We start from the raw sequence: 24,612 nt of genomic DNA, 5'->3' as shown, positions 1-24,612 counted from the left end.
CAGCTTAGAACCGTGACATGAGGCCTAAGAGTATTCCATCTAAAAAGTATTCCATCTAAATAAACGTCCCCTTTGAGGTCGCAAACTCGGCCCGCTGGGCCTGTTGGTGTAAAACCCTGGAAAGTATTTAGCTGGAACACTTTAAACCAGAGTAGACGGCAGCAGCCGCGACAGCAGCGAAAAGACACCAAACCCCAACAGCAGCGCTCCGCTGGCGGGGGTCACCCAACTCGACCACTGGCGCAACGCCAGCAGTCGCCTGAGACTGGCGGTAAAGGTGCCAGCCAGCACCAGCGGCGCAACGTAGCCTGTGGCATAGGCCAGCAGCAGGGCACTGCCTAGGAGCGGATCTTGGGTGGCGGAAATCCAGGCCAACAGGGTGGCCAGCACCGGGGTACTACAGGGCGATGCCACAATGCCAAAGGTTAGACCCAGGGCGTAGGCGCGCAGCCAGGGGGGCAGGTTGAGGCTGTCGAAACTGGGGCCAGCCCCGGCGGGTAGGGCCAAAGGCACCACCCCCAGCAGGTTTAAGCCCATGACGATGGCCACTAAACTCACGATTAGGGGAAGCCCCCAGGCCACCTGGCCGTAGACCAGGCCAAACAGACCGGCCCCCAGACCCAGCAGCGCCAGGGTTGTGGCTAGCCCCAGCGCAAAGGCGAGCGATCGCAGAAGGGTATCTCCTCTGCGATCGCTCGCGTAGCCCCCCATATACCCCACCATGATGGGCAGCATGGATAGCAGACAGGGCGACAGGCTCGTCAGTAGACCGGCCACCCCCACCACAGACAGGCTCACCCAAGACACATGGGTGAGCTGATCATTCACCAGTTGGTTAGCCCACTGGGCCAGATCGTACAGATAGAGCTGGAGGGTTTGGAACATCGACCGACGGCTGGAATGCAGAAGCATCCACTATTGTAACAATCCTTCAACCCACTCTCAGAACCCAGCTTCAGGAAAGCAGATGGCCGCCATCCATCACGCGTAGCGACACCCCTTCCCGGAGCTTAGGTTTTGCCCTGTCCTGGATTGCTACTGGCTCGGTCAGGTTAATTTCTCGCGCCGCCCGCACCAGCAAAGCCGCCGTCGCCAGGCTGGCTACCATCGAGCTACCCCCGTAGCTCAGCAGTGGGAAGGGCAGCCCCGTCGTCGGCAATACCCCCGTGGCCACCCCCATATTCAACAGAGACTGGCCCACCAAAACCACCATCGCCCCCACCGCCACCAGCCGATGGAGCGGATGCTGCAACCGTAGGGCTACCAGCAGGGCTACGGAGGCATAACCAGCCAGCAGCATCAGCAGTACCAGACACCCTACAAAGCCAAACTCCTCAGCAAACACCGCAAATATAAAATCGGTGTACTGAATGGGCAGGGAATACAGCTTCTGCTGCGATAACCCAAACCCCTGCCCCCACAATCCCCCAGACCCAATCGCCAGCAAGCTCTGCACCAGCTGATAGCCCTGGTCCCCCGGATCGGCCCAGGGATTTAGAAACGAAACAATTCGCTGGCGCTGATAGGTCTTGAGGCTAATGCTGATCCCGGCGGTCAGTAGCCCTCCGCCAGCGGTCAGCCACAGGTAGGTGTAGGGAAGCCCAGCCGCTAGGGCAATCAGCCAGAGCGTCAGCCCACAAATGGCCGCTGTACTCAAGTTGGGCTGCATTAATATCAGCCCCAGAATGGCCGTAAAGACACCCAGCCAGGTGAGACGAGTGGCCCAGGTGAGCTGTGGCCAACGCCCGAACAGCCGCGCCCCCTGCAAAACCAGGCAGGGTTTAATCAGCTCCGATGGCTGAATCATGAATGGTCCCAGGGGCAGCCAGCGGGTCGCCCCATTGACCGTCACGCCCAGAGTAGGAATCAGAGTTAGAGCCACCAGCCCCACCAGGATCAGGAGTACAATGCCTGACCCTTTAAGCAAACGATCCAGGGACGTGTGCACAATCCGATTGAAAACTACCAGACCAATGACGGCCCAGAGCAACTGCACCATGACGTAGTGCAGGCCATAACCGTGCTCTGCCACCGCCACGGCATAGGAGGCGGAAAACAGAATCAGTAGCCCGCCTCCCAGCCAGATAAAGGTGAGCCACCGTAACCAGCGCGCCTCCGCCGACCACTGCGCTACCGTGGAGTCAACCCATGGAACCAATCGAGCAAAATTCACCCTGCTACCCCGCGTGCCCAAGGGCCAACTCTTTCAAGGGCCAAGTATAGCGGAGCCGGCAATTTTTGGTGATTGTTGAGCTGACTAAGAATTACAAAGGTTATTCCTTATAAAACACAACGGCAGGGCTAGCCCCTAGGCCCACCCTGCACGTATCGCAGCATTGAAAATGCAGTAAAAATTTTTGTCAAATGCTCTGCTCTGGACGCTTGGGGAACGCCCCCAGACGTTAGCGAGTTATAGCAGACCAGTGTTGGCCCCTTGCCGCCCCGTCGCCAACTCAACCTTAACGATTTTGCCACCCATTTTTTGAATCCGCTGCTGCTCTTTGAACCAGTTCTCGTAGGGTACCAGCTTGGTAAAAAAGGTATTTTGAAGTTCGCGCTGGGTCCGAATCCTGGTTTGGCTGGGAACACAGGCGGTGACTTTAAACATGCGCATGGCCAAAAACTCTCCTGCTATCTCACTGGACAGACGTAAACACTGAAAAGCCAGAGTCGAAAGTCAATGCTAGGGACAGCAGGAAGACAATACAGCACAACCCAGTGTCCTCAACACTCACCCCTGACTCTGGCCTAGGTGCGCTTTAGCCACAGGCCAAAGCGCTATGGATGAGCCTGGACTAGCTCAAACCAGAGCAGATGTAGTCGAAGTAAACGCCCATTTCCTTACCGGCATCAGCGCCCACCAGGCTGGCGGTCACTTCTTTCATGGCTTGGATGGAGTTGACGGTAGCACCGATGGGTACACCCAGGGAGTTGTAGGTTTCCTTCAGACCGTTGAGCACGCGCTCATCCAGAATGGAGGGATCCCCAGCCAGCATGGCGTAGGTGGCGTAGCGGAGGTAGTAGTCGAGGTCGCGAATGCAGGCGGCATAGCGACGGGTGGTGTACATGTTGCCACCGGGGCGGGTGATATCGGAGTACAGCAGGGACTTAGCCACGGCTTCCTTCACGATTTCAGCGGCGTTAGCGCTGATGGTGCTGGCGGCACGCACCCGCAGTTCACCGGTCTGGAAGTAAGCCTTGAGCTTGTCGAGGGCGGACCCGTCCAGGTACTTGCCCTGCACGTCGGAGGAATTGATAACAGAAGTAATTGCGTCTTGCATGGGTGAAGCTTCCTTAGAACTGACGTAATCTCAACAACGAATCGACGGAGTAGCGCAGCGGCGACTACTGCATAGCGCCGACAACATAGTCGAAGTAGGATGCGGCTTCAGCAGCATCGTCGCTGGACAGCAGCCCGGTGGCGACAGCCTTCATAGAGCGCACAGCCTCAGCTACGGCGGGAATGGGGGTGCCCAGGGAGTTGTACATTTCGCGCACGCCCACCAGACCGATTTCTTCGATGGGGGTGACATCACCAGCGACCACACCGTAGGTGATCAGACGCAGGTAGTAGTCCATATCGCGCAGGCAGGTGGCAGTCATTTCTTCGCCGTAGGCATTGCCACCGGGAGAAACAACGTCGGGGCGCTTTTGGAACAGCTGGTTGCCGGCTTCCTTAACGATGCGCTCGCGGGATTCGGTCAGCACCTGAGCAATCCGCAGACGGCGCTCGCCAGAGGTAACAAAACCTTTGATGCGATCCAGTTCACCAGGGCTGAGGTAGCGAGCCTCAGCGTCGGCATTCACGATTGACTTCGTGACAATACTCATTGATGGATTCCTCCGAAAAATATGACCAGGTGGTATGAAACTGGCATTTAAGGGTGCAGGGCCAGAGCCAACTCTAAACAGAACCTCAGATCTGGCGGCCTTCCCGATTAATTGTCCGGTATCGTGTCAGCCTTCTTCAAAGCAGCGAAATATTTTGTAACAGTTTCCCTCAGATTCTGTAAGGGCTGATGGCAAGGCCTTCCTGAGGCCCTGGCCCAGATCCAAAGCTTCAAAAAACTGTAAACCGGAGACTGTTTAGCATCCGGCTTTAATATTTCGCAACAAGTTTGCAGGTCTCGGGGCAGAGTCGCTGTCTTAGGTTGAAAAAATCGGCTAACTCCCAGCTATCTGCTTATCCACGAATACCGTTATCCACAAAGCCGGCGCACGGCTATACCGCCACCGCCGCTAGCCAAGCCAGCTAACGGCATGGGGACAGCTACAAGCCATCCCCATGCCGAGCGGAACCTAGGCGCGACGATAGGGCACGCCCTGCTCGCCGAAGTAGCGCAGGTACTCAGCGGAGTCGAGCATAGCTTCGGCAACGGCCATTGCGCCCTGCCGGGATGCGATCGCCCCGTATTCAGCCCCATCCTCCAGGGTGCGGCCCAGCAGCTGACGACCCATGATCGTCACCAGCTTCGCCGTTGGGTAGGCGGACACAAACCGCTCCTGGTAGGCGGGGGACTGCACCAGCTGGCGAATGAACTCGCGCAGGGTGATGCGATCGCGTTTCACCAGGGCTTCAGCGTCAGCCAGTCGCCACTCAGCCGGAATGTCTCCGGCAGGCAGCACCATGACCTGGCGATAGACTGCCGCCAACACCTGGTCGACCTGCTCCGCACTGGCCCCGGGCTGATGCCGATAGAAGCGGGTAGTCAAGCCGGCTGTCGCCGCCTCTGTCTCCACCGCAGCCCGCTCCACCGAGGCCCGCCCTACCGAAGCCGCCAGCTTGGCATTGGCGGCCTCCTGGGAGGCGACGGCCCCTGCCATCAGGGGCATATCGGCAGCATCGAGATCCGTAGAGGCACTGCTGAAGCTAGGTACGATCAGATCGCGGTTTTGCTTCGTCAGGCGGTTGTACAGCTTCTCGGTGTTCGGGAAGTTGGCCGCTGGCAGGGTGGGATAGCGGCGATAGGGGACCGTGTCTTCGCCAAAGTTTTCGGCGTACTCAGGGGTGTTGAGCATGGCTCGAATGAACCCGCGAATGCCCTCGCTGGCTAACACCTGGTTGTACTTGCGAATTTCGGCCTGATCCATGGGAGCGCGACCCAGGAAGTGCTTGGTACCAAACTCAATCACCTGGGTGTTGGGATAGGGCGCATAGAACTCTTTGATGTAGAGCGTTGAGCAGCCCAGCCCTTCAATGAACTCCTTCAGGTTGATTTCGCCGTTACCCAGTTTGCTCTCCAGGGCAGTGAACTCGCTCTTAACGATGTAGGGGGCGATGTCACGCTCGAAGATCTGGCGATAGGCCGCGGCGGTTACCAGCTTGAGGTTAGGCTTGTCGGCCAGAGAGGTGAGCTTGAAGATCTTGGTCTGCTGCCGCTGGCGGTTAACCCCCTGGGCCAGACGACGCTGGACGTCGGGGATAGCCCGTTCTTCGGAAACTGAACCCAGCTCTACAAAGCGAGGAACGCTGGTGTCTGCCACCGGCACCATGCCTTTCTCAGCCAGGCTACCCGCCCGCATACTGCGCAGAGACAGCCCTTTGGGCGTCAGGTAGCGCTCGTAGGGAACGGTATCTTCCCCAAAGGCTTCGTTGTACTCCTGGCTGTCGATAATTGCGTCGACCAGGGCGTAGAACCCTTTCTTGGCGCAGATGTCGAAGTAGGCGTTGGTCTCGTTGCGACCGTAGGTGGGGCGGCCCAGCAGGCGGCGGTGAATGTATTCCACTGCCTTCATCACGTACAGCGATGACCAGTAGGTCTTGCGGAAGGCTTCGGACTTGGCGATCGCCCGAATGAACTCCTTCATGGAGATTTCGCCGTTCTCCAGCTTAATCTCGGCAACCTTAGAGCGCTGACCTGAGTACACCTCGCGGCCAAACACCTGCCGATAGGCAGCGCTGATTACGGCCTGGGTCGAGCTTTCGGAGTACCGGATGCTGTTCTTGGTGTTTCCGGTTCTGGGCACCTGATCCAGCTTGAACACTTTTGCCCCCAGGGAACCGGGATTCTCGGGTCGGGCCGCAGGGTTGCTCAGCTGGTTGTTGATGCCAGGCCCCCGGTGGATCAAAATCCGTCGGGTATCTTTGTTGAAGAACGCTGGCGTCGCGCTGACGTTACGGGTTTCCTTGGGGAAGATGGCGCCAAACTGGATCTCCAGCGGATCGTTGCCCGATCCGTAGGGATGCTGGTCGGGCAGAGGCTGCTCGTAGGCCGCAAACAGCGTAATAAACTGCGGCTTTTTGCGGAAGGGGGCGCTGTAGTTAAATAGCTCAAACTGGGGCCCCCAGTTGCGGCATTCCTGGGCTTCCTGGCCCAGGCCGCGCAGGTAGGGCACCGTCTCTTCGCCGAAGTAGTCGGCGTACTCCTTGGAGTCAACCAGGGCATCGACTAGGGCCGCAAGGCCGCCGCTGGACACGATGGCAAAGTAGTCGCGCACCTCTTCGCGGGAGCTGGGGGCACGGCCCAGAATATGGCGAAAAGCTAGCTCCAGAGCCCGGCTATTAATGTAAGGGTCAAAGAAGTTCTTGCGATACAGCGGTGATTTGGCCAGACGGCGCACAAACTCCTTCATAGAGATTTCGCCGTTCTTGACCTTCGACTCCAGGTCGGAGACCGAGAGGGAGTAGGCACGGGTAATGTCGCGCTCAAAGACCTGTCGGTAGGCGGCTTTCACCACGTCATTTTTCTCGACCGCCGAGAGACCCGGCTTCATGGCGTACTTGGGCCGTCGCTCAGCGGCATTGAAATAGATCTGAGGCAGCTCCAGACCCTGGAGGTCGGAAGAAGGACGCTGGCGCAGCTTGTTGGATGGGGTTGGCGCTTTAAATTCGCTCAACAGCACGTCGAAATACTGGCTGACGATGCCCTGGGCCTCGTCATCACCGCTGACATAGCGTAGGGAGCCCGCCTTCATGGTTTGAATGGCCACGATGGTGGCAGCCGAAGAGCAGGCGTTTTCAATGATTTCCCGCAGCCCCCGCACGTTGACGGAAATGATGTTGGGATCGCCCGCCACAATGGCGTAGGTCACGTAGCGCAGGAACCAGCTCATGTCGCGCAGCGACTTGGTCATATTGCTGGGGCCGTAGCGCGACACGCTGATGGGGCGGAACCCAGGCGGAACCGGACCCGAGGGCGTAGAGCTGAAGAGATTTTGGAACAGGCCACCGCCACCGCTTTCGATGAAGGTTGAGGTGCCCAGCCGGGAAGCCTCGGTTTCATCTAAAACGGTGCCGGCCCGAGTTTTTTCGACCGGTGATTCGCTTTCGACCCGCTCCAGGTAGGCCAGGGGGGACCCCCCAGTAAAGATGCGGTTGGCCGCCTGGGAGACAATTAACTCAGAGTAGCGGGTCAAAATCTCAGCAATCTGAACCCGCTTCAGGCCGGAATTAAAAAAGCCCGACAGCTCCTCTAGCTCCCCTCGGCCCATGTAGCGGTCTTGCTGCTCGGCCTGGGAAATTGTGGCCACCGGCAGAGTTTGGTAGAGCTGGGGCCGCGCCGGTGCACTTCCACCACTTGCTTTAACACTCATGCGTTTTCAAAGGCTCCCTATGCGGACAATGACGGCATCAAATTAAAGAATCTATTCAATCGGTACGGTGCAGGACTTTGGCCTGTGCCAGGGGCACCGATCGGGCAGTCTCCCTGAACCAGCGTAAAATCACTGAACCCGTTTGAAGGTAAAGCGTTGTTAACCTCACCTACTGGGCACCCAAGCCGGGCACCGAATGCAGTATCTATAGATGGCGGGGCTATAGCTGACCTGAAATCAGATTAAACCGTTTCAGGACAGCAACACAGATTGTTAAAAACTGTGTAACATCCCACCCTGCAAATGCCTTTGGTCATCATAGAGGATGGCCACTACACCCCTGAGAGGGTGGATAAGTTTTGTAACGTTTCGTGATAAAGCTGAGGTTTCAGAGGCTTGAAGGCTACTTCTGGACAAGGTTTGCTCTGCTAGTCAACGGTAACGTTTGAGGTGAACTGAACTGCCTGTGAACCAAAAGATATATAGATGTAGTTATGGACGACCCGACCACAACCCAAACCGTCAGCGATGCGGTAGCCCGCCTTTACAACACCTATCCGTTTCCCCCAGAACCCATTCTGGATCAGGCTCCGCCGGGGTATAACTGGCGCTGGTACTGGCCCACGGTACACAGTTTTTGTACCGGGGCCGCCCCAGCCTCGGGTGCGGTACGGGTGCTGGATGCAGGCTGTGGGACTGGAGTCAGCACTGAGTACATCGCTCACCTCAATCCCCAGGCCGAGGTGCTGGGCATTGATCTGAGCGATCGCGCGATCGCCACCGCCACCCAGCGCTGCCAGTCCTCCGGAGCCACCAACGTCCGGTTTCGCCAGCTCAGCATCTACGACGTCGACCAGCTTGAGGGAGACTTTGACTGGATCAACTGCGTTGGTGTTATCCACCACATGCCCGATCCGCTGCGGGGGCTGCAGGCGCTGGCGACAAAACTGGCCCCCGGTGGGTTTATCCATCTATTTGTGTACGCCGCCATTGGTCGCTGGGAAATTTCGCTGATGCAGCGGGCGATCGCCCTTGTCCAGGGCCGCCAGCGGGGCGACTACCGCGACGGCGTGCAGGTGGGGCGACAGCTTTTTGCCAGCCTGCCGGAGGGCAACCGCCTCAAGCAGCGGGAGCGCGATCGCTGGGCCATGGAGAACCAGCGCGACGAGTGCTTTGCCGACATGTACGTGCATCCGCAGGAAGTGGACTACACCCTCGACAGTCTGTTCGAGCTAATCGACCAGTCGGGCCTGGAGTTTGTCGGCTTCTCCAACCCCGAGGTGTGGCAGCTCGATCGCCTGCTGGCCGCAGACCCCGCCCTGCTGGAGCGCGCCCGGCAGCTACCCCAACCGGACCAGTATCGGCTGATCGAACTACTCGACCCGGAAATCACCCACTTTGAGTGGTTTCTGGCTCGACCGCCCTACCCCCGGTGGAACTGGGAAGACAATGCCGCCCTGCTGGCCGCAGTCCCCACCCGCAACCCCTGCATGGAGGGCTGGCCCAGCCAGAGCATTTTTGATCAAAACTATCAGTTCGTCACGCTGACCCCCCAGGAGGTCGACTTTCTCAAGGCTTGCGACCATCACAACGGCTCCGGCTCAGGGCAACCCCCCGCCACCGTGGCCGATCTAGTGGCAGAATCCGGATTTACCCTGCAGGACGTCCAGCAAATGCAGCAGCGACAGCTGATTCTGCTGCGCTAATCGCGGTGGATATCAGCAGCGGCGATCGGACGATGGGCGATTTACTTTTGAGAAGGGTCTATTAAGTATTATTGCCGTGATATGATCTGCAATGGCCTGCACGAGCGGGCTAAACCCTTTAACGGCTAAGGATTAGGCGCTTTCGTGGCCCCATTGCCCTCCGAACACACCGACTCTACTGCTCCGGCAGAGGTAGGCCCAGGTCAGACCAGCGGTCCTGGGCTGGGCCCAGCCTCAGAAAATGCTATGGCAGAGTACTACCAGCTGCAGCAAAACCTGCTGCTCACCACCCTGGCTTTTACCGGTGTGATCTTTGTCTCCGTCTGGTTGGCCTATTCTCTCCCAATTGCTCTGAATTATTTAATAGGAGCGTGCGGTGGTGTGGTTTACTTGAGGATGTTGGCAAAAAGTGTGGCCAACATTGGGCGAGGCAGCCAAAAGTTAGGCAGTGGCCGATTGGCCCTTGTGGTCGGTCTGGTTTTAGTGGCTACCCAGTGGCAGCAGCTTCAGGTCGTACCCGTTTTTTTGGGATTTTTGACCTACAAGGGGGCGTTAATTGCTTACACCCTCTGGACTGCAGTGCTGCCTAAATCACCGTCGGAGTCTTACCAGGAGCCTGGTTCTCCTTAGATCGGTGGTTCCCTAGCATAGCATGCTTTTTCCTGGTAGGTCTGAAGGAGAAGTCGATTTAAGAGATGGCGCTCAATATGCTAATGATTCATCCCTTAGTCCTGGCAGAGCTAGAGGTTGGCCAGCATCTGTACTGGCAAATCGGAGGTCTCAAGCTTCACGGTCAGGTGTTTCTGACCTCGTGGTTTGTGATTGGCGTGCTGGTGCTGGTGTCGTTCCTGGCCACTCGCAACATTCAGCGGGTGCCCTCTGGCTTACAGAACTTCATGGAGTACGCCCTGGAGTTCATCCGTGACCTGGCCAAAAACCAGATTGGCGAAAAAGAGTATCGGCCCTGGGTGCCCTTTGTAGGCACACTGTTCCTATTCATTTTCGTCTCTAACTGGTCCGGGGCGCTGATTCCCTGGAAGCTAATTCACCTACCTTCAGGCGAGTTAGCCGCTCCCACCAACGACATTAACACCACCGTGGCCCTGGCCCTGTTGACGTCGTTGGCCTATTTCTACGCTGGGTTTAGCAAGCGCGGCTTGGGGTACTTTGCCAAGTACATCGAGCCTACGCCCATCTTGCTGCCCATCAACATTTTGGAAGATTTCACCAAGCCCCTCTCCCTCAGTTTCCGTCTGTTTGGAAACATCCTCGCCGATGAGCTGGTGGTCGCTGTGCTGGTTTTGCTGGTACCTCTTTTCGTACCGCTGCCGGTCATGGTTCTGGGTTTGTTCACCAGCGCGATTCAGGCGCTGATCTTTGCAACCCTGGCAGCGGCCTACATCGGTGAGGCCATCGAGGGGCATGGTGGTGAAGGGCATGAATGATCCCTGCGGGGGCATTCAGTTTGGCATTGGCTGGTAGGGCAGGTGCTGCCAGCCGACGTGGTCCTAGGGCCGCACTGACAAGAGACGCCAATCGAGCGTTGTCTACGACCTGATTAACGAGTTGTTGATTGTCCAAATCGAGGTAAGACATGGATCCTATTATTGCAGGCGCTTCCGTAATTGCAGCTGCTCTGGCTGTTGGTCTAGCCGCTATCGGCCCTGGTATTGGTCAAGGTAATGCAGCGGGTCAAGCGGTAGAAGGTATTGCTCGTCAGCCCGAGGCCGAAGGTAAGATTCGCGGCACCCTGCTGCTGAGCTTGGCCTTCATGGAAGCCCTGACTATCTACGGTCTGGTGGTTGCTCTGGTGCTACTGTTCGCCAACCCCTTCGCGTAGCCCTCCCTTGGATTGGGGATAGGTGAGCAACCTGTCCCCAATCCATCAGGTTCGCGATCTTCATCTTCGGAATTTCACTCCTTGGAAATTTCACCTTGTAGTGCTGGCCCTGGGCCGAGTAGAAGGGCATACCCACAATGATGAATTTTGTTTGGTTACTGGCGGTCGAGGCCGCTGAAACGGTTGAAGAGGGCGGCGGTCTGTTTGACCTCGACGCTACTCTGCCGCTGATGGCGGTTCAGTTTGTGCTGCTGGCGGTGGCGCTCAATGCGCTGTTTTATAAACCCCTGGGCAAAGTTTTAGACGAGCGCGACGGCTACATCAGTTCCAATCAGGTGGATGCGGCCGAGCGACTGGCAAAGGCTGAGCAGATTGCCCAGCAGTACCAGCAAGAGCTGGCCGAAACCCGTCGTCAGGCCCAAACGGTGATTGCTGAGGCTCAGGAAGAAGCCCAGAAGATTGCGGCCCAAACCGTTGCCTCGGCCCAGCAGGAGGCCCAGGCCCAGCGGGAGCAGGTCCAGCGGGAGCTGGACGAGCAGAAGAGCCAGGCCATGGCCACCCTGGAGCAACAGGTGGATGGCCTGAGCCGACAAATTTTAGACAAGCTGCTGGGTTCCTTGGCAGCCTAGGCTATTGGCGATGGAGGGGTGCCCTAGGCTCCCGGCATTGCCCGCGTCGTTGACGGAAAGTAGGGAATATGACTATTGGTTGGTTACTGGCGGCGGAAGGAAGTGGGTTTGGTGTGGATTTCAATATCCTTGAAACCAACCTGATTAATCTGGTCATTATTATTGGTGTGCTGTACTACTTTGGCGGCAAGTTTTTAGGGAACACCCTCTCGACTCGCCGGTCAGCGATTAAGACAGCCATTGTTGAGGCTGAGCAGCGCAAGCAGGAGGCCGCCGCCGCGCTAGCGGAGCAGCAGCAGAAGCTGGCCCAGGCTCAGGAGGAAGCTAAGCGAATTTTGGCCGAGGCCCAGACGACAGCGGAACGGACTCGGGGGGAAATACTGGCTCAATCTCAGGTCGATGTGGAGCGGATGAGAGCCACCGCCGCCCAGGACCTCAGCTCCCAGGAGACCCGGGTGATGCGGGAACTGCAGCAGCGCATTGCTGCCCTGGCGATCGAGCGCAGCGAAGCAGCCCTGCCTGGCCAGCTCAATGATGATCTGCAGCGGCGTCTGGTTGATTCCAGCATCGCCCTGCTCAAAGGAGAGTAGCCATGAACGACACAACACTGAGTTCTGAAATTGCCGGTCCCTACGCTAAGGCACTGATGTCGGTAGCTGACGACAACGGCGCTGTCGATCAGGTAGGCGGTGAAGTGGCTGAACTGCTGGATGTGCTGGCCAGCTCTGAAGATCTAGTGGCGTTTTTGGCCAATCCGCTGATGCCTGCTGAGGCTAAGAAAGCAGTAATGCGTCAGATCGCTGACGGCAAGGTCAGCGGCTTCGTCATGAACTTTCTCATGCTGCTGGTGGATCGCGGTCGAATTGCTTTTCTTCAGCCTGTGCTGCAGCAGTATCAATCCCTGCTGCGGGAGCGCAATCAGACCGTGCTGGCGGATGTGACGTCAGCTGTAGAGCTGTCTGAGGATCAGCAGAACGCGATTCGCGATCGCGTCAAGACCATGACCGGGGCCAACAGCGTCGAGCTGTCGATCGAGATCGACCCATCCCTGATTGGGGGTCTGGTGATCAAAGTGGGTTCTCAGGTGATCGATGCCAGCCTGCGAGGGCAGCTTCGTCGCATTGGCATGCAGCTGACGGCAACCGCCTAGTTGGCCCAAGTTTGCCCCGCTGTTGGGCAGTTTCTCTGACGTCTCGTGTTTATGTAGGTTTATCCAGAGCAAGTCCTATGGTTAGTATCAGACCTGACGAAATCAGCAGCATTATTAAGCAGCAAATCGAGCAGTACAACCAGGAGGTCAAGGTCTCCAATGTGGGTACGGTGCTGCAGGTGGGTGACGGGATTGCCCGCATCTACGGCCTTGAAACCGCCATGTCTGGCGAACTGCTGGAGTTTGAAGACGGCACGGTCGGCATTGCCCTCAACCTGGAGGAGGACAATGTCGGTGCGGTGCTGATGGGCGACGGCATCAATATTAAAGAGGGCAGCGCCGTCACCGCCACCGGCAAAATTGCGTCGGTGCCCGTAGGTGAGGCCATGCTGGGCCGCGTGGTGGACGCCCTGGCCCGCCCCATCGACGGCAAAGGGGATGCACAGACCACCGAAACTCGCCTGATCGAGTCTCCCGCCCCTGGGATTATTGCCCGTAAGTCGGTGTACGAGCCTCTGCAAACCGGCATTACCGCCATCGACGCGATGATTCCCATCGGTCGGGGTCAGCGGGAGCTGATTATTGGCGACCGCCAGACTGGCAAGACCGCGATCGCGATCGATACCATCCTCAACCAGAAATCTGAGGATGTGGTGTGCGTCTATGTGGCGATCGGTCAGAAAGCCGCGTCGGTGGCTCAGGTGGTGGATGTGCTGCGCGAGCGCGGTGCCCTCGACTACACCATTGTGGTGGCAGCTAATGCCAACGACCCGGCTCCGCTTCAGTATCTAGCTCCCTACACCGGTGCTAGCCTGGCCGAGTACTTTATGTATAAGGGCAAGGCCACGCTAATTATCTATGATGACCTCACCAAGCAGGCCCAAGCCTATCGCCAGATGTCCCTGCTGCTGCGTCGTCCGCCCGGTCGTGAGGCCTACCCCGGAGACGTGTTCTATCTGCACTCTCGCCTGCTGGAACGGGCGGCTAAGCTCAGCCCCGAACTGGGCGAGGGCAGCATGACCGCCCTGCCCGTGATCGAAACCCAGGCGGGTGACGTGTCGGCCTACATTCCGACCAACGTAATTTCGATCACCGACGGGCAGATCTTCCTCTCCTCTGACCTGTTCAACTCGGGTCTGCGCCCTGCCATCAACGCTGGTATTTCGGTGTCGCGGGTGGGCTCTGCAGCCCAGATCAAGGCGATGAAGCAGGTGGCCGGTAAGGTGAAGCTGGAGCTGGCTCAGTTTGACGAGCTGCAGGCCTTTTCGCAGTTTGCCTCTGACCTGGATGCCGCCACCCAGAAGCAGCTGGCCCGGGGGCAGCGCCTGCGCGAGCTGCTGAAGCAGCCCCAGTACTCTCCCCTGCCGGTGGAAGAGCAGGTGGCGATCATCTACGCCGGCATTAACGGCTTTATGGATGAGGTGCCCGTCGATCAGGTAACGGCTTTTGCCAAGTCCCTGCGCGACTACCTCCGCAACAGCAAGCCCAAGTTTGCCGAGCTGATCCGCAGCGAGAAGAAGCTCGGCGATGAGAGCGAAGCTATCCTCAAAGAGGCGATCGCTGAAACCAAGCAAGCCTTCATGGCGGCAGTCTAGTCTCCTGTTTCGGCTGGGGTACCGCTCGATGCGGTGCCCTGGCCCTCGACGACCCCCTAGGGACCCACTATGCCTAACCTAAAAGCGATTCGAGACCGCATTAAATCCGTTAAAAACACCCGCAAGATCACCGAGGCAATGCGCCTGGTGGCTGCGGCTAAGGTGCGTCGCGCCCAGGAACAGGTGATTGCCACTCGGCCCTTTGCCGATCGCCTGGCCCAGGTGCTATACGGCCTGCAAAGCCGCCTCCGGTTCGAGGATGCCGATTTGCCATTGCTCAAGCAGCGTGACGTGCAAACCGTTGCCCTGCTGGTGATTTCGGGCGATCGCGGCCTCTGCGGTGGCTACAATACCAACGTTATTCGTCGAGCCGAAATCCGCGCCCAGGAGCTGGCCGCTGAGGGCTTGAACTACAAGTTTGTGATTATTGGCCGCAAGGCTAATCAGTACTTTAAGCGCCGTGATCAGCCCATTGAGGCCAGCTTCATCGGCATGGAGCAAATTCCCACCGCCGATGAAGCCTCGACCATCGCCGACGAACTGCTGTCGCTGTTTTTGTCCGACGAAGTCGATCGCGTTGAGCTGATCTACACCCGGTTTGTGTCCCTGGTCAGCTCTCGCCCGGTGATTCAAACCCTGCTGCCCCTCGACCCCCAGGGGCTTGAGGTCTCCGATGACGAAATTTTCCGTCTCACCACTCGCGGCGGCAACTTCCAGGTGGAGCGGGAGAAAGTGGCGGGCCCAGCCCCGACCGACTTCCCCCAGGACATGATCTTCGAGCAAAATCCGGTGCAAATTCTGGATGCGCTGCTGCCGCTGTACCTGAACAACCAGATCCTGCGCGCCCTGCAGGAGTCAGCGGCCAGCGAACTGGCGGCTCGGATGACCGCCATGAACAACGCCAGCGATAACGCTAAGGAACTGGCCAAGTCCCTCAACTTGACCTACAACAAAGCCCGTCAGGCCGCTATTACCCAGGAGATTCTGGAAGTGGTGGCTGGGGCCAACTCCCTGGGCTAAGCCAAGGTTGGGGTTTAGGTTTTGGCCTGTTGCCCCGTTGGCTGTTGCTCAGGCCCTCTGGCCACAGCTAGCAACTAACCTACAGACACGATTCAAAAGCCCGACACAGCTGTGTCGGGCTTTTTCTATTGGTGGGTATTATCCGTGGCGCGTCTGGTGCCAGGCCCAGGCGTGGGCCAGAATGGTGTCAATGTCGGCGTACTGGGGGTTCCAGCCCAGGACGCTGCGGGCGCGATCGCTGCCGCCCACCAGCGCTGGTGGGTCGCCAGGGCGGCGCTCGACTTCCACCACCGGGATGCTCTTGCCGGTCACTCGCTCTGCCGCCTTGATCACCTGTCGCACCGAGAAACCGCTGCCGTTGCCCAGGTTAAAGACGTTGCTCTCGCCGCCCTTGAGCAGGTATTCCAGGCCCAAAATGTGGGCATCGGCCAGGTCGCAGACGTGAATGTAGTCGCGCACGCAGGTGCCATCTGAAGTAGGGTAGTCGGTACCGAAGACGCTGATGGATTCTCGCTTGCCCAACGCCGTTTGCAGCACCAGCGGAATCAGGTGAGTTTCGGGGTTGTGGTCTTCGCCCAGTTGGCCGCCGGGATGAGCCCCCGCCGCGTTGAAATAGCGGAACCGCACCGACCTGAGATCGTAGGCTTTATCGTAGTCCGTCAAGATGCGCTCCACCATGAGTTTGGTGGCCCCGTAGGGGTTGATCGGGTTTTGGGGATGGGTTTCGGTAATCGGCATTTCCTCGGGCACGCCATAGGTGGCGCAGGTCGAGGAGAAAACGATGTTTTTGACTCCGGCTGCGACCATTTCATCCAGTAGCGATAGCGTCCCGACGACATTGTTTTCGTAGTATTTGCTCGGATCGCTAACCGATTCACCCACGTAGGCGTAGGCCGAGAAATGCATGACGGCGCTAACGTCGTAGCGATTGAAAACTTCCTTTAGGAGCCCCCGATCGAGCGTACTGCCTTCAATCAGCTCGGTCTTTAGAACGTTCTCTACCAGATCGCGATGGCCGTAGACCAGGTTGTCTAAAATCACCACTCGATAACCTGCCTGCTGAAGCGCCATCACGGCATGGCTGCCGATATAACCGGCTCCTCCTGTCACCAGGATTAATTTTGTATCAGTTGTCATAGAAGATATCTCTAGGGTGTTTAGGACCAACGCGTTAAGCCACAGGCTGAGTTACGTGTTGGCTAAGTGATGCCATTTTAGCTTTAGCCCTGGCCTTGTCCTGCGCCCCAAGGGCAGGGTTACGAACTTTTTATGTCTAGACAAGGTTATCGTACAGAACTCCCCTCTCAGGCTCGGATACCAGACCCGAATCGCATAACTCCGATTCAAAACAGGCGGCTTGCGCAGGGGCCAACGATGTTGGTTCACCCCCACTAGAGCTAGCCAGGGCGAATTCAGGATGACAGGGGCAGGCCTGACTAGCTGGAGTCTAGCAATAGTTATAGCGATGGCCATTGCGCTTAGGACATTGGCCTCTTCCAAAGGCAAAAACTGGGGCGGCGCAATGGCGTATAGCCATCGCTTCAGGGGCATTGGTCATGTCCTAACGGTTCTGGCGATGGCTATAACTGCTGCTGGACCCAAGAATCAACAGTTACAGCCCTTAGCAGATACTTGAGATGGAGCGTGTCAACGCTGGTGGTGAAGGGTGGTTGGCCAGAATTGATGACACATCTTAAGTGGGTTTTAACTAAAACTTACCGCTGGCTTAGCTCTCCCATGAAGCTTCAGATGGCGCAATGGTCGAAGATAGCCCCGTAGCAATGGCTACAAGACGTGCCCCCCAGTATTATTTATGGCTGACTTCACCCTCCAACTCTTCCACGCTGCCGACCAAGAGGCAGGTATTCCCGCGTTTGCAGATATTCCGAGGTTTTCGGCGGTTTTAAATGCACTCCTAGCCGAAGATATCGATGGCGATGGCGTAGAAGGCTTTGCCAATACGCTGATCCTCTCCTCTGGTGATGCCTACATTCCTGGGGTATTTTTAAACGCCAGTGAGACTGCCTTTGGCGGAGTAGGGCGCGCTGACATTCTCATTCAAAATCAACTGGGATTTCAGGCGATCGCTTTTGGCAACCACGAGTTTGATCTCGGTACCGAACTGGTCGGAAATCTCATTCGTGGCAATTCTGCTGATGGCTTTCCCGGTACCGCCTTTCCTTTCCTGAGCAGCAACCTCGACTTCAGCACCGACCGCTTTCTGGCCCCGCTAGTGGTGCCCGATGCCCAGGCCCCTCTACCCAATAGCATTGCCGCCTCGACGGTGATCGAAGTCAACGGTGAGAAAATCGGCGTGGTGGGAGCGACGACTCCTACGATCAGAAACGTCAACGTGCAAATCTCTAGCCCCGGCGATGTCACAGTACTGCCCCGGCCGTTTGACGCCAACCCCACCCCTGCGCAGCTCGACGCTCTGGCGGCTGAAATTCAGGCGGATGTGGACGCCCTGCTGGCCGCTAACCCCGACGTCAACAAGGTGATCTTGCTGGCCCACATGCAGCAGCTGGCCATTGAGCTGGAACTGGCAGAGCGGCTCTCCAACGTGGATATCATCGTGGCCGGTGGTTCCAACACCCGCCTGTTTGACGAGAACGATCGCCCCCGGGCGGGCGATACGGTGCAGGGGCCTTACCCGATTATTCAAACCGACCGCGACGGCAACCCGGTGGCCGTGGTCAATACCGACGGCAACTACAGGTATGTGGGCCGCCTGGTGATTGACTTTGACGAAAACGGTTTGATCATTCCCGAAAGTTACGACCCCACCATCAGCGGTGCCTTTGCCACCGACGACGAGGGCGTGGCTGCCGTGGGCGGCGAGGGGCTGGCCGATCCCGAGATTTTGGAGATTTTAGCGGCCCTGCAAGAGGTCGTCATTGCTGGTGAGAGCAATGTGTTTGGCTTTAGCGAGGTGTTTTTAGACGGTCGCCGCGATGCGGTGCGCCGCCAGGAGACCAACTTGGGCAACCTGACCGCCGATGCCAACCTGGCCATCGCCCAAGAGGTTGACCCCACCGTGGTCATCTCCCTCAAAAATGGCGGTGGCATTCGCGACAACATTGGCCGCGTGCTGGCTCCCACTGGCAGCGTAGGCGAAGTAGAGTTTCTCCCCACCGAAGAGATTCCTGGCTTGAAACCCGAGGGCGGCATTTCCCAGACCGATATTCAGAACGCGCTGAGATTCAACAATGGCCTCTCCCTGGTAACCGTTACTGCTGAGGAATTGTTGGCCCTAGTTGAGCACGGTATCTCGGGCATTCGTCTCGACGACAGCGCTACCCCCGGCGCGTTTCCCCAGATTGGGGGCTTTGCCTTTAGCTTTGACGCGACAGCCCCCGCCGGTCGCCGGGTGCAGTCGTTAGCGATCGAAGATAGCGAGGGCAACGACATCGATGTGGTGGTGCAAAACGGCGAAATTGTCGGCGATCCCAGCCGCACCTTCCGCATGGTTACCCTGAACTTCCTGGCTGGCGGTGGCGACGGCTACCCCTTCCCCACTGGGGAAGCAGCTAACCGGGTTGACCTGGTTCAACCCGTGGATGCCCCTCGCACTGGTAATGCTACCTTTGCCCCCGACTTCTCAGAGCAGGATGCCCTGGCAGAATTTTTGCTGGCCAACTTTGGCAGTGCTGAAACCCCCTTTGCCATCGAAGATACTCCCAGAGAACTGGATACCCGAATTCAAAACCTGGCCTTCCGCAGCGACACGGTGATCGACGATCTCACCGGTCTGCCCGGCGGACCTGGAACCGGGCTCTCGGGCCTATTTCTCGATCTGCGCGAGTTCGCTGGGGATGTGAGGACTGCCTTTACGGTCAACCGCGAGGCGGCCTTCGACAACTTTGTGGGTTTCTACCGGGTCACCGACACCGATGGCGGCATCGACCTCACGGGCGACGGCCTAGCCAACGTGCGGCCTGGGGAGTCGGGCTACACGGTTGCGGCCCTCGGCGCTCGGGCGACGGATGTGGCGTTGACTACCCTCAACCTCACAGAGTCGGTGTTTGAGTCCACTGTGGCGGGCGGCAGCCTCTACGCTCCCTTCCTGATTGCCAACGGTAATCTCGATCGCTTTAACGCCAATCGGGTGTACTTCGCCTTTGGAGCGGCCAATGCCGATGGCGTTGAGCATATCCGCTTTGCCGATGGGGCGATTGGCTTTGAGGATCAGTTTGGCGGCGGCGACAACGACTTCAACGATATGGTTGTGACGGTACAGGTCCTGGCCTGAGGCCCCAGCCAGCGGTGGAAATGACCGAGATCCATCGCTGGCCGGGCCAGCCTTACCGCGATCGCAAGTGCCGCTCTGGAGGTTTGCCCGGCAGGGACATCCACCTTGCGATCGCGGTTATCCTGCCAACTTCGTCGGTACAGAGTACCCCTATCGTTTAGAATAGTCAGAGACCAAGTTTGGAGGAGTTAATTTGCTCCGGCATTCTCCCCAAGCAAACGGTCTAAATAGACACGTCCCAGTTTGACAAGGGCATCCCCTTTATCTATACTGAGGATTGTTAAAAAACAGGCCCCCATCGTCTAGAGGCCTAGGACACCTCCCTTTCACGGAGGCGACGGGGATTCGAATTCCCCTGGGGGTATAGTCAAAACCCTGTAGCAATTGCTGCAGGGTTTTGCTCTTTAAAGCACTATGGTTCAAACTACACCCCAGGGGCAAGGGACTGGCGGATGACAAGCCCAGGCACTTCCGCTAAGGTAAGAGGTATAGCGATGGCCATTTCGCTCAAAATATTTTTCTCGGCTGCGGTTGTTAACTGGGGCAGTGCAACGGTCTATCGCCATCGCTTCAAGTTGGCTGGTCAGTGCCAACGGGGCTGGCAGCAGCATACTAGGGACGTCTAGGCCCCTGGTGAACAGTGAAAAAATATGGCTTTCATTACCTTATTAGCGCTTACCGTAGGAGTCGTTTCTGCCCTGGCTTTGGTCATTGTGGGCCTGGTAGAAGCTCCGTGGCAGCTACTGCTGCTGGGGTTGCTGGCGGCTCTCTACGGCCTACAGCGGCAAATGTGGGCCATTCAAGCCATGGAGCAACGGGCTGATAGCGGTATGGCGGAGACGATCGCGGCTCAGGTTCCTCCCGCAGGCTATGCCCCGGTGGCCTCCCCCGAGGGCAGCGGTGGCGATTCTGAAAATGTGGCCGAAACCGATACCCCAGAAACCGCTGCCGAAACTGCTCCCCAGGAGTATGAGTTGATTTACCGAGGCATTCGGTACCGTGTGTCTCAACCGACCTCTGAACCCTCGTCCACAGACTCGTCCACGGCTGGCATCTATCGGGGGCAACCGTGGCACCGGTAGACGACCCCGCCTAGGGCATGTCATCTACTCAGCCTGGGCAAAAATGCTTTCGTCCTGGGCAAAGGCCTTAAACTCGAGGGCATTGCCGCTGGGATCGGTGATGAACAGCGTCGCCTGCTCGCCCACCTGACCGACAAAGCGCTGATAGGGTGCAATCAGGAATTTAACCTGGAGCTGGCGCAGGCGATCGGCCAGAACCTGCCACTCCGCTGGGGTGAGAATGACCCCCCAGTGGCTGACCGGCACGCCGTGACCATCGACGGCATTGGTGGGCACCTCCGGTCGGTTCTGATCGACCAAGTGAGCAGTGATCTGGTGCCCAAACAGATTGAAGTCAATCCAGCGATCGGAGGTACGCCCTACGGAGCAGCCCAGCACGATTTCGTAGAAGTGACGGGTGCTAGACAGGTCGTACACTGGAAACGCGACATGAAATGGACGAAGCATGACTATGCCCTCTAGGGTGACGACGGAGTTGACTGCCGAGACGTTGAGCCGGGCCAGTGAGGAACCCTGTGACCGCTACGCCCTCACCCACTGTACCCTCTACACCGGGCATCAAATTTTGAGGGATCACGCCCTCATTATTGAAGGGGCTACCCTGGTGGGAGCAGTACCCACGGCTCACCTGGCCTCCGATGTGCCCCAGCTAGATGGCCAGGGCTGGGCCGTAGCGCCTGGGTTTATCGATCTACAGCTCAATGGCTGTGGTGGCGTGATGTTCAACGATGCCATTACGGCCAACACCTTAGATACCCTGCACCGAACCAATCTGCGCAGCGGCACTACCAGCTTTTTGCCGACCTTGATTACCACCTCAGATCGGGCCATGCAGGAGGCGATCGCCCTGGTAACCCAGTACCGCCATCGCTTTCCCCAGCGGGTGCTGGGCCTGCATTTGGAAGGCCCCTATCTCAACCCCAAGCGCAGCGGTATTCACAACAAAGCCTACGTTCGCCCAGCGGATTCTGCCATGGTCAGTCACCTGGTCGAGGCGGGGCCAGCGGTGGTAAAGCTGGTTACCCTGGCCCCGGAGATGGTGCCTGAGGATTGTATTCGGCGGTTGGCCCAGGCCGGCATTTTGGTCGCCGCTGGGCACACCGACGCCAGTTTTGAGCAGGCTCTGGCCGGGTTTAAGGCCGGCGTCGGCATGGTGACCCACCTGTTTAATGCCATGTCGCCGTGGCAGGGACGCAGCCCAGGGTTGGTGGGGGCTGTCTTTAGCCAACCCGATATCTATGCGGGCGTCATTGTAGACGGGCACCACGTCCACTACGGGTCCGTCGGCCTGGCCAAAACCCTCAAGCAGGACCGCCTGGTGTTGGTCAGTGATGCGACTCCCCCGGTTGGGGCTGCGATCGACTCCTTTGTGATCGGCGGTCAGCAGGTGTTTTACCGCGACGGCAAGTGCATCTCGGCGGATGGCACCCTGGGGGGCGCGGCGCTAACGCTGATTGAAGCCGTGGGCAACTGTGTGCGCGAGGTGGGCATTCCCCTAGAGGAAGCCCTGCGGATGGCTACCCTTTACCCAGCCAGGGCGATCGGAGTAGACGATTGCCTCGGGCTGCTCCAGCCGGGCTACACAGCGAATCTCACCCTGTTTGACCCGGTCAATTTTGTGGTCAAAGCCTGCATTGCCCAGGGATCTTTAGCCTGGGCGAGCGCTGATTTTGTCCACCCTATAGCCAACTGATGGGCTAAAGCCGAGGGCGGGGGAGACCGGCAACCCTTTGCTGCATGAGTTGAGCGGCCATCATTTGGCTGCGTAGGCTAATCCACAGGCTGCACTGGTCATCGGCAAGGGAGACCAGCGCCCCCGCCTGCTGTTCCGAAAATTTGCAGGCCAGGTGATACAGGCGGGTGCGTTTTTCGGCTTCAACGGTCAACGCTCGGTAGTACAGCTCGTTAGAGTAGTGAGTGCCGTCCTGTAGCGCGCCATTGAACCAGAATTTAAACACCTGAATTCGACTTTCGGGCAAAACCTTAGGCAGCATGAAGGCTCTCTGTTAACCTAGTTTCAGCATACCCAGCTGACCTGGGAAATGCTGATGCTGGGCTAGATAAGCTAGGTTGCCAGCGCTACAATTCATCGTCCAAAACGGGTTATTCCCTAGCCAGGTCAGTGGCAAATGCTGCGGGCAAAAGCCGACTCCACCAGGGAGCGCAGAATGTCCATACTGAGAGGCTGCACCAGCAGCCCATCGACCCCGGGGGTATCCTCGCTGTAATTCCACTGGGGACTGGTAGAATCGGTGAGCGCCACAATGGTCATATCGGGAGCATGGCTGTGTTGGCGCAGCTGATGCACCAGCGGCTGCGACCAAGTCTGAAAGTTATTGCCCACCAAAATTACCAGACAGGGGGGCGCTTGGCTAACTCGAGTGACCGCCTGCTCGGTAGACTTGGCCACAAACACCGGATACTGCAGGTTGGCCTCCAGGGGATGAGCGTCCTCAACCTGTTGACACTCTGGATCGAGCACAAGAATATAGCCTCGGGTCACATTCATGATTAGAAACGACGCAGTTGACTTTTATAATACCTAAGCTTCAAAATCAAATTTTTACTTACGCAACTGCTCTTTTGCCCACAGGCCAGGGTTTTTCAGATTTTTTTTGAATCTAGGCGATATCGGTTCTTTTGTTTTTTTTAGCCTCTCTAAAGGCTTTCCAAAGCCGTATTCTTTCGAATCTCAAACTATGTTTAAGTTATACGAATTAATGCTCTAAAATCAGCGATTCATCTACCCTTGGTAACATTTTGTACCGATAGCGGTGGGGCTGGAGCCTGAGACTGGACCTCAGGGTTGGGTAACCCTAGCTACAAAATTCCCTGAAGGGCTTTGCTATGTTTAGCGAATAAAAATTGCCGTTTATGACGAAACCCAGTGGGCTCTGTATCTGTACAGATTATTGAGGGCAATCCCCATTTGCGATCGCTCCTAGGCTGGCATCTTCAGCAGGCGGGCTATAGGGTTTTTCAGTCGTCAGATTTAGTTCGCACCCGTGATGTGTTTCAGAGCCGCCAGCCTGACCTGGTGATTTTAGATTCTCAGCTGCCCGACGGCGATGGCGTAGAGCTGTGTAAATGGCTGCACAGTCAGGGACAACCGCTGATCATGATTCTCTCCGCCTGCAACACCGAAACCGACATCGTCACCGGGCTGCGAGCAGGGGCCGACGACTATCTCACCAAGCCCTTTGGCATGCAGGAGTTTTTGGCCCGCGTTGAAGCGCTGACCCGACGTGTGCGGTTGATGAGCGCCCCGGCCTCTCTGACCTACGGCGACTTGAACATTGACCTGGTGCAGCGGCGCGTCAACTTTCGCGGCGACTACATTGATTTGACCCCCCAGGAATTTAGCCTGCTGTACGTTCTTACCCAGGCTGCTGGCGCCCCTCTCAGCCGCACCGATCTCCTGCGCCGGGCCTGGCCCGATGCGATCGATAACCCCAGGACGGTGGACACTCACATTCTTTCTCTGCGCAAAAAGATCGAGGTCGATCCCAGGCAGCCGAACATCATTCAAACCGTCCGCAATGTTGGCTACCGCTTCAATGTCGAGCGCGCCTCCGCTGAATCTAACGGCCATAGTCCCCGGGTGAGCCCCAGTCTGGCCTCCTCCTCGCTGAGCTAGGGGCTGTCATCAATTAGCCTCTAATGGCCCAAAGGCAGTGGTTACGGCCCCTGTTTTTTTTGGGGTTCAGGCGTGGTGGGCCCTGAGCACACGGATTTTAGCGGGAATTGACCATCCGCCCTAGTGGGAGAGGGAGTCGTGGTGAATTTTGGTGAAATGAACTATAAT

The 24,612-nt window shown here is 57.7% G+C and carries 23 protein-coding genes and 1 tRNA gene; 14 read left to right on the top strand and 10 right to left on the bottom strand.

What is annotated here, in order from left to right:
* Positions 1-141 precede the first annotated feature (141 nt).
* From NF78_RS11020 to NF78_RS10995, 6 genes are all read right to left on the bottom strand, one after another.
* Complete coding sequence (locus NF78_RS11020) at positions 142-885, bottom strand: cytochrome c biogenesis protein CcdA (RefSeq protein WP_035986295.1); 744 nt, start codon at positions 883-885, stop codon at positions 142-144.
* A 70-nt stretch (positions 886-955) separates the two neighbouring features.
* The gene (locus NF78_RS11015) at positions 956-2,158 is read right to left on the bottom strand and encodes an FtsW/RodA/SpoVE family cell cycle protein (RefSeq protein WP_263970582.1); all 1,203 of its coding nucleotides are present in this window, start codon (positions 2,156-2,158) and stop codon (positions 956-958) included.
* A gap of 252 nt (positions 2,159-2,410) precedes the next feature.
* Positions 2,411-2,614 (bottom strand): phycobilisome linker polypeptide, encoded by a 204-nt coding sequence (locus NF78_RS11010; RefSeq protein WP_035986291.1) that lies wholly within the window; start codon positions 2,612-2,614, stop codon positions 2,411-2,413.
* 181 nt (positions 2,615-2,795) lie between these two features.
* Positions 2,796-3,281: an allophycocyanin subunit beta gene (gene apcB / locus NF78_RS11005; RefSeq protein ID WP_017299911.1), complete on the bottom strand. Its 486-nt coding sequence runs from the start codon at positions 3,279-3,281 to the stop codon at positions 2,796-2,798.
* Positions 3,282-3,345: 64 nt separating this feature from the next.
* The gene (gene apcA, locus NF78_RS11000; protein WP_035986290.1) at positions 3,346-3,831 is read right to left on the bottom strand and encodes an allophycocyanin subunit alpha; all 486 of its coding nucleotides are present in this window, start codon (positions 3,829-3,831) and stop codon (positions 3,346-3,348) included.
* A 468-nt stretch (positions 3,832-4,299) separates the two neighbouring features.
* Complete coding sequence (locus NF78_RS10995) at positions 4,300-7,533, bottom strand: phycobilisome rod-core linker polypeptide (RefSeq protein WP_035986289.1); 3,234 nt, start codon at positions 7,531-7,533, stop codon at positions 4,300-4,302.
* 494 nt (positions 7,534-8,027) lie between these two features.
* Here NF78_RS10995 and NF78_RS10990 point away from each other — a divergent pair, with 494 nt between their 5' ends.
* The 9 genes from NF78_RS10990 to NF78_RS10950 all read left to right on the top strand — a co-directional run bounded on the left by NF78_RS10990 (position 8,028) and on the right by NF78_RS10950 (position 15,473).
* A complete protein-coding gene (locus NF78_RS10990; RefSeq protein WP_035986287.1) occupies positions 8,028-9,239 on the top strand; it encodes a class I SAM-dependent methyltransferase in 1,212 nt (403 codons plus the stop codon).
* Positions 9,240-9,485: 246 nt separating this feature from the next.
* Positions 9,486-9,869 carry an ATP synthase subunit I gene (locus NF78_RS10985; protein WP_052050139.1) on the top strand — a complete coding sequence of 128 codons (384 nt, stop codon included), beginning with the start codon at positions 9,486-9,488 and terminating at the stop codon, positions 9,867-9,869.
* A gap of 83 nt (positions 9,870-9,952) precedes the next feature.
* Positions 9,953-10,684, top strand: coding sequence for a F0F1 ATP synthase subunit A (atpB, locus tag NF78_RS10980; protein WP_263970581.1), 732 nt, complete (start codon positions 9,953-9,955; stop codon positions 10,682-10,684).
* Between the two features lie 149 nt (positions 10,685-10,833).
* Positions 10,834-11,079 carry an ATP synthase F0 subunit C gene (gene atpE / locus NF78_RS10975; protein ID WP_017299905.1) on the top strand — a complete coding sequence of 82 codons (246 nt, stop codon included), beginning with the start codon at positions 10,834-10,836 and terminating at the stop codon, positions 11,077-11,079.
* A gap of 137 nt (positions 11,080-11,216) precedes the next feature.
* Entirely contained in the window at positions 11,217-11,708 is a 492-nt protein-coding gene (locus tag NF78_RS10970; protein WP_035986282.1) for a F0F1 ATP synthase subunit B', read from the top strand.
* A gap of 68 nt (positions 11,709-11,776) precedes the next feature.
* The gene (locus NF78_RS10965; RefSeq protein ID WP_035986280.1) at positions 11,777-12,298 is read left to right on the top strand and encodes a F0F1 ATP synthase subunit B; all 522 of its coding nucleotides are present in this window, start codon (positions 11,777-11,779) and stop codon (positions 12,296-12,298) included.
* Between the two features lie 2 nt (positions 12,299-12,300).
* Entirely contained in the window at positions 12,301-12,858 is a 558-nt protein-coding gene (atpH, locus tag NF78_RS10960; protein WP_035986279.1) for an ATP synthase F1 subunit delta, read from the top strand.
* Between the two features lie 77 nt (positions 12,859-12,935).
* On the top strand, positions 12,936-14,453 hold the full coding sequence (gene atpA / locus NF78_RS10955) for a F0F1 ATP synthase subunit alpha (RefSeq protein WP_035986276.1): 1,518 nt from the start codon (positions 12,936-12,938) through the stop codon (positions 14,451-14,453).
* A gap of 69 nt (positions 14,454-14,522) precedes the next feature.
* Positions 14,523-15,473, top strand: a complete 951-nt coding sequence (locus tag NF78_RS10950) for a F0F1 ATP synthase subunit gamma (protein ID WP_035986274.1) — start codon at positions 14,523-14,525, stop codon at positions 15,471-15,473.
* 138 nt (positions 15,474-15,611) lie between these two features.
* Here the strand turns inward: NF78_RS10950 and galE are convergent, their stop codons facing one another.
* The gene (gene galE, locus NF78_RS10945) at positions 15,612-16,610 is read right to left on the bottom strand and encodes a UDP-glucose 4-epimerase GalE (protein ID WP_035986272.1); all 999 of its coding nucleotides are present in this window, start codon (positions 16,608-16,610) and stop codon (positions 15,612-15,614) included.
* A gap of 676 nt (positions 16,611-17,286) precedes the next feature.
* Here galE and NF78_RS10940 point away from each other — a divergent pair.
* The 3 genes from NF78_RS10940 to NF78_RS10930 all read left to right on the top strand — a co-directional run bounded on the left by NF78_RS10940 (position 17,287) and on the right by NF78_RS10930 (position 20,807).
* The gene (locus NF78_RS10940; RefSeq protein WP_035986270.1) at positions 17,287-19,725 is read left to right on the top strand and encodes a 5'-nucleotidase C-terminal domain-containing protein; all 2,439 of its coding nucleotides are present in this window, start codon (positions 17,287-17,289) and stop codon (positions 19,723-19,725) included.
* 291 nt (positions 19,726-20,016) lie between these two features.
* A tRNA-Glu gene (locus tag NF78_RS10935) sits at positions 20,017-20,089 on the top strand.
* A gap of 286 nt (positions 20,090-20,375) precedes the next feature.
* Positions 20,376-20,807, top strand: a complete 432-nt coding sequence (locus NF78_RS10930) for a DUF4278 domain-containing protein (protein WP_156119729.1) — start codon at positions 20,376-20,378, stop codon at positions 20,805-20,807.
* 24 nt (positions 20,808-20,831) lie between these two features.
* On the opposite strand, the gene NF78_RS10925 is transcribed toward NF78_RS10930, so the two are convergent.
* Positions 20,832-21,254, bottom strand: a complete 423-nt coding sequence (locus NF78_RS10925; RefSeq protein WP_035986265.1) for a VOC family protein — start codon at positions 21,252-21,254, stop codon at positions 20,832-20,834.
* Between NF78_RS10925 and nagA the strand changes: the two genes are divergently transcribed.
* Complete coding sequence (nagA, locus tag NF78_RS10920; RefSeq protein ID WP_225885282.1) at positions 21,253-22,500, top strand: N-acetylglucosamine-6-phosphate deacetylase; 1,248 nt, start codon at positions 21,253-21,255, stop codon at positions 22,498-22,500. The two genes, NF78_RS10925 and nagA, sit on opposite strands and share 2 nt — an antisense overlap.
* Positions 22,501-22,504: 4 nt before the next feature.
* On the opposite strand, the gene NF78_RS10915 is transcribed toward nagA, so the two are convergent.
* Positions 22,505-22,801, bottom strand: coding sequence for a hypothetical protein (locus NF78_RS10915; protein ID WP_035986263.1), 297 nt, complete (start codon positions 22,799-22,801; stop codon positions 22,505-22,507).
* Between the two features lie 125 nt (positions 22,802-22,926).
* Positions 22,927-23,316 (bottom strand): two-component system response regulator, encoded by a 390-nt coding sequence (locus NF78_RS10910; protein WP_035986261.1) that lies wholly within the window; start codon positions 23,314-23,316, stop codon positions 22,927-22,929.
* Between the two features lie 378 nt (positions 23,317-23,694).
* Here NF78_RS10910 and NF78_RS10905 point away from each other — a divergent pair, with 378 nt between their 5' ends.
* Positions 23,695-24,444 carry a response regulator transcription factor gene (locus tag NF78_RS10905; protein ID WP_035986259.1) on the top strand — a complete coding sequence of 250 codons (750 nt, stop codon included), beginning with the start codon at positions 23,695-23,697 and terminating at the stop codon, positions 24,442-24,444.
* The last annotated feature ends 168 nt before the right edge of the window (positions 24,445-24,612 follow it).

This window comes from Leptolyngbya sp. KIOST-1, from assembly GCF_000763385.1.
Classification (GTDB): Bacteria; Cyanobacteriota; Cyanobacteriia; order Phormidesmidales; family Phormidesmidaceae; genus Nodosilinea.
Note: the sequence above shows the minus strand (reverse complement) of the source record. Positions and strands in the feature narration are given on the sequence as shown.

What these genes read in the sequence shown, in the direction of transcription:
- NF78_RS11020 (WP_035986295.1), bottom strand. Translation starts at nt 885, where the DNA reads ATGTTCCAAACCCTCCAGCTCTATCTGTACGATCTGGCCCAGTGGGCT.
- NF78_RS10910 (WP_035986261.1), bottom strand. Translation starts at nt 23,316, where the DNA reads ATGAATGTGACCCGAGGCTATATTCTTGTGCTCGATCCAGAGTGTCAA.
- apcB (WP_017299911.1), bottom strand. Translation starts at nt 3,281, where the DNA reads ATGCAAGACGCAATTACTTCTGTTATCAATTCCTCCGACGTGCAGGGC.
- NF78_RS10970 (WP_035986282.1), top strand. Translation starts at nt 11,217, where the DNA reads ATGATGAATTTTGTTTGGTTACTGGCGGTCGAGGCCGCTGAAACGGTT.
- NF78_RS10940 (WP_035986270.1), top strand. Translation starts at nt 17,287, where the DNA reads ATGGCTGACTTCACCCTCCAACTCTTCCACGCTGCCGACCAAGAGGCA.
- NF78_RS10925 (WP_035986265.1), bottom strand. Translation starts at nt 21,254, where the DNA reads ATGCTTCGTCCATTTCATGTCGCGTTTCCAGTGTACGACCTGTCTAGC.
- NF78_RS10965 (WP_035986280.1), top strand. Translation starts at nt 11,777, where the DNA reads ATGACTATTGGTTGGTTACTGGCGGCGGAAGGAAGTGGGTTTGGTGTG.
- NF78_RS11010 (WP_035986291.1), bottom strand. Translation starts at nt 2,614, where the DNA reads ATGCGCATGTTTAAAGTCACCGCCTGTGTTCCCAGCCAAACCAGGATT.
- NF78_RS10930 (WP_156119729.1), top strand. Translation starts at nt 20,376, where the DNA reads ATGGCTTTCATTACCTTATTAGCGCTTACCGTAGGAGTCGTTTCTGCC.
- galE (WP_035986272.1), bottom strand. Translation starts at nt 16,610, where the DNA reads ATGACAACTGATACAAAATTAATCCTGGTGACAGGAGGAGCCGGTTAT.
- NF78_RS10950 (WP_035986274.1), top strand. Translation starts at nt 14,523, where the DNA reads ATGCCTAACCTAAAAGCGATTCGAGACCGCATTAAATCCGTTAAAAAC.
- NF78_RS10985 (WP_052050139.1), top strand. Translation starts at nt 9,486, where the DNA reads ATGGCAGAGTACTACCAGCTGCAGCAAAACCTGCTGCTCACCACCCTG.
- atpH (WP_035986279.1), top strand. Translation starts at nt 12,301, where the DNA reads ATGAACGACACAACACTGAGTTCTGAAATTGCCGGTCCCTACGCTAAG.
- atpB (WP_263970581.1), top strand. Translation starts at nt 9,953, where the DNA reads ATGATTCATCCCTTAGTCCTGGCAGAGCTAGAGGTTGGCCAGCATCTG.
- apcA (WP_035986290.1), bottom strand. Translation starts at nt 3,831, where the DNA reads ATGAGTATTGTCACGAAGTCAATCGTGAATGCCGACGCTGAGGCTCGC.
- NF78_RS10990 (WP_035986287.1), top strand. Translation starts at nt 8,028, where the DNA reads ATGGACGACCCGACCACAACCCAAACCGTCAGCGATGCGGTAGCCCGC.
- atpA (WP_035986276.1), top strand. Translation starts at nt 12,936, where the DNA reads ATGGTTAGTATCAGACCTGACGAAATCAGCAGCATTATTAAGCAGCAA.
- NF78_RS10995 (WP_035986289.1), bottom strand. Translation starts at nt 7,533, where the DNA reads ATGAGTGTTAAAGCAAGTGGTGGAAGTGCACCGGCGCGGCCCCAGCTC.
- nagA (WP_225885282.1), top strand. Translation starts at nt 21,253, where the DNA reads ATGACTATGCCCTCTAGGGTGACGACGGAGTTGACTGCCGAGACGTTG.
- NF78_RS10915 (WP_035986263.1), bottom strand. Translation starts at nt 22,801, where the DNA reads ATGCTGCCTAAGGTTTTGCCCGAAAGTCGAATTCAGGTGTTTAAATTC.
- atpE (WP_017299905.1), top strand. Translation starts at nt 10,834, where the DNA reads ATGGATCCTATTATTGCAGGCGCTTCCGTAATTGCAGCTGCTCTGGCT.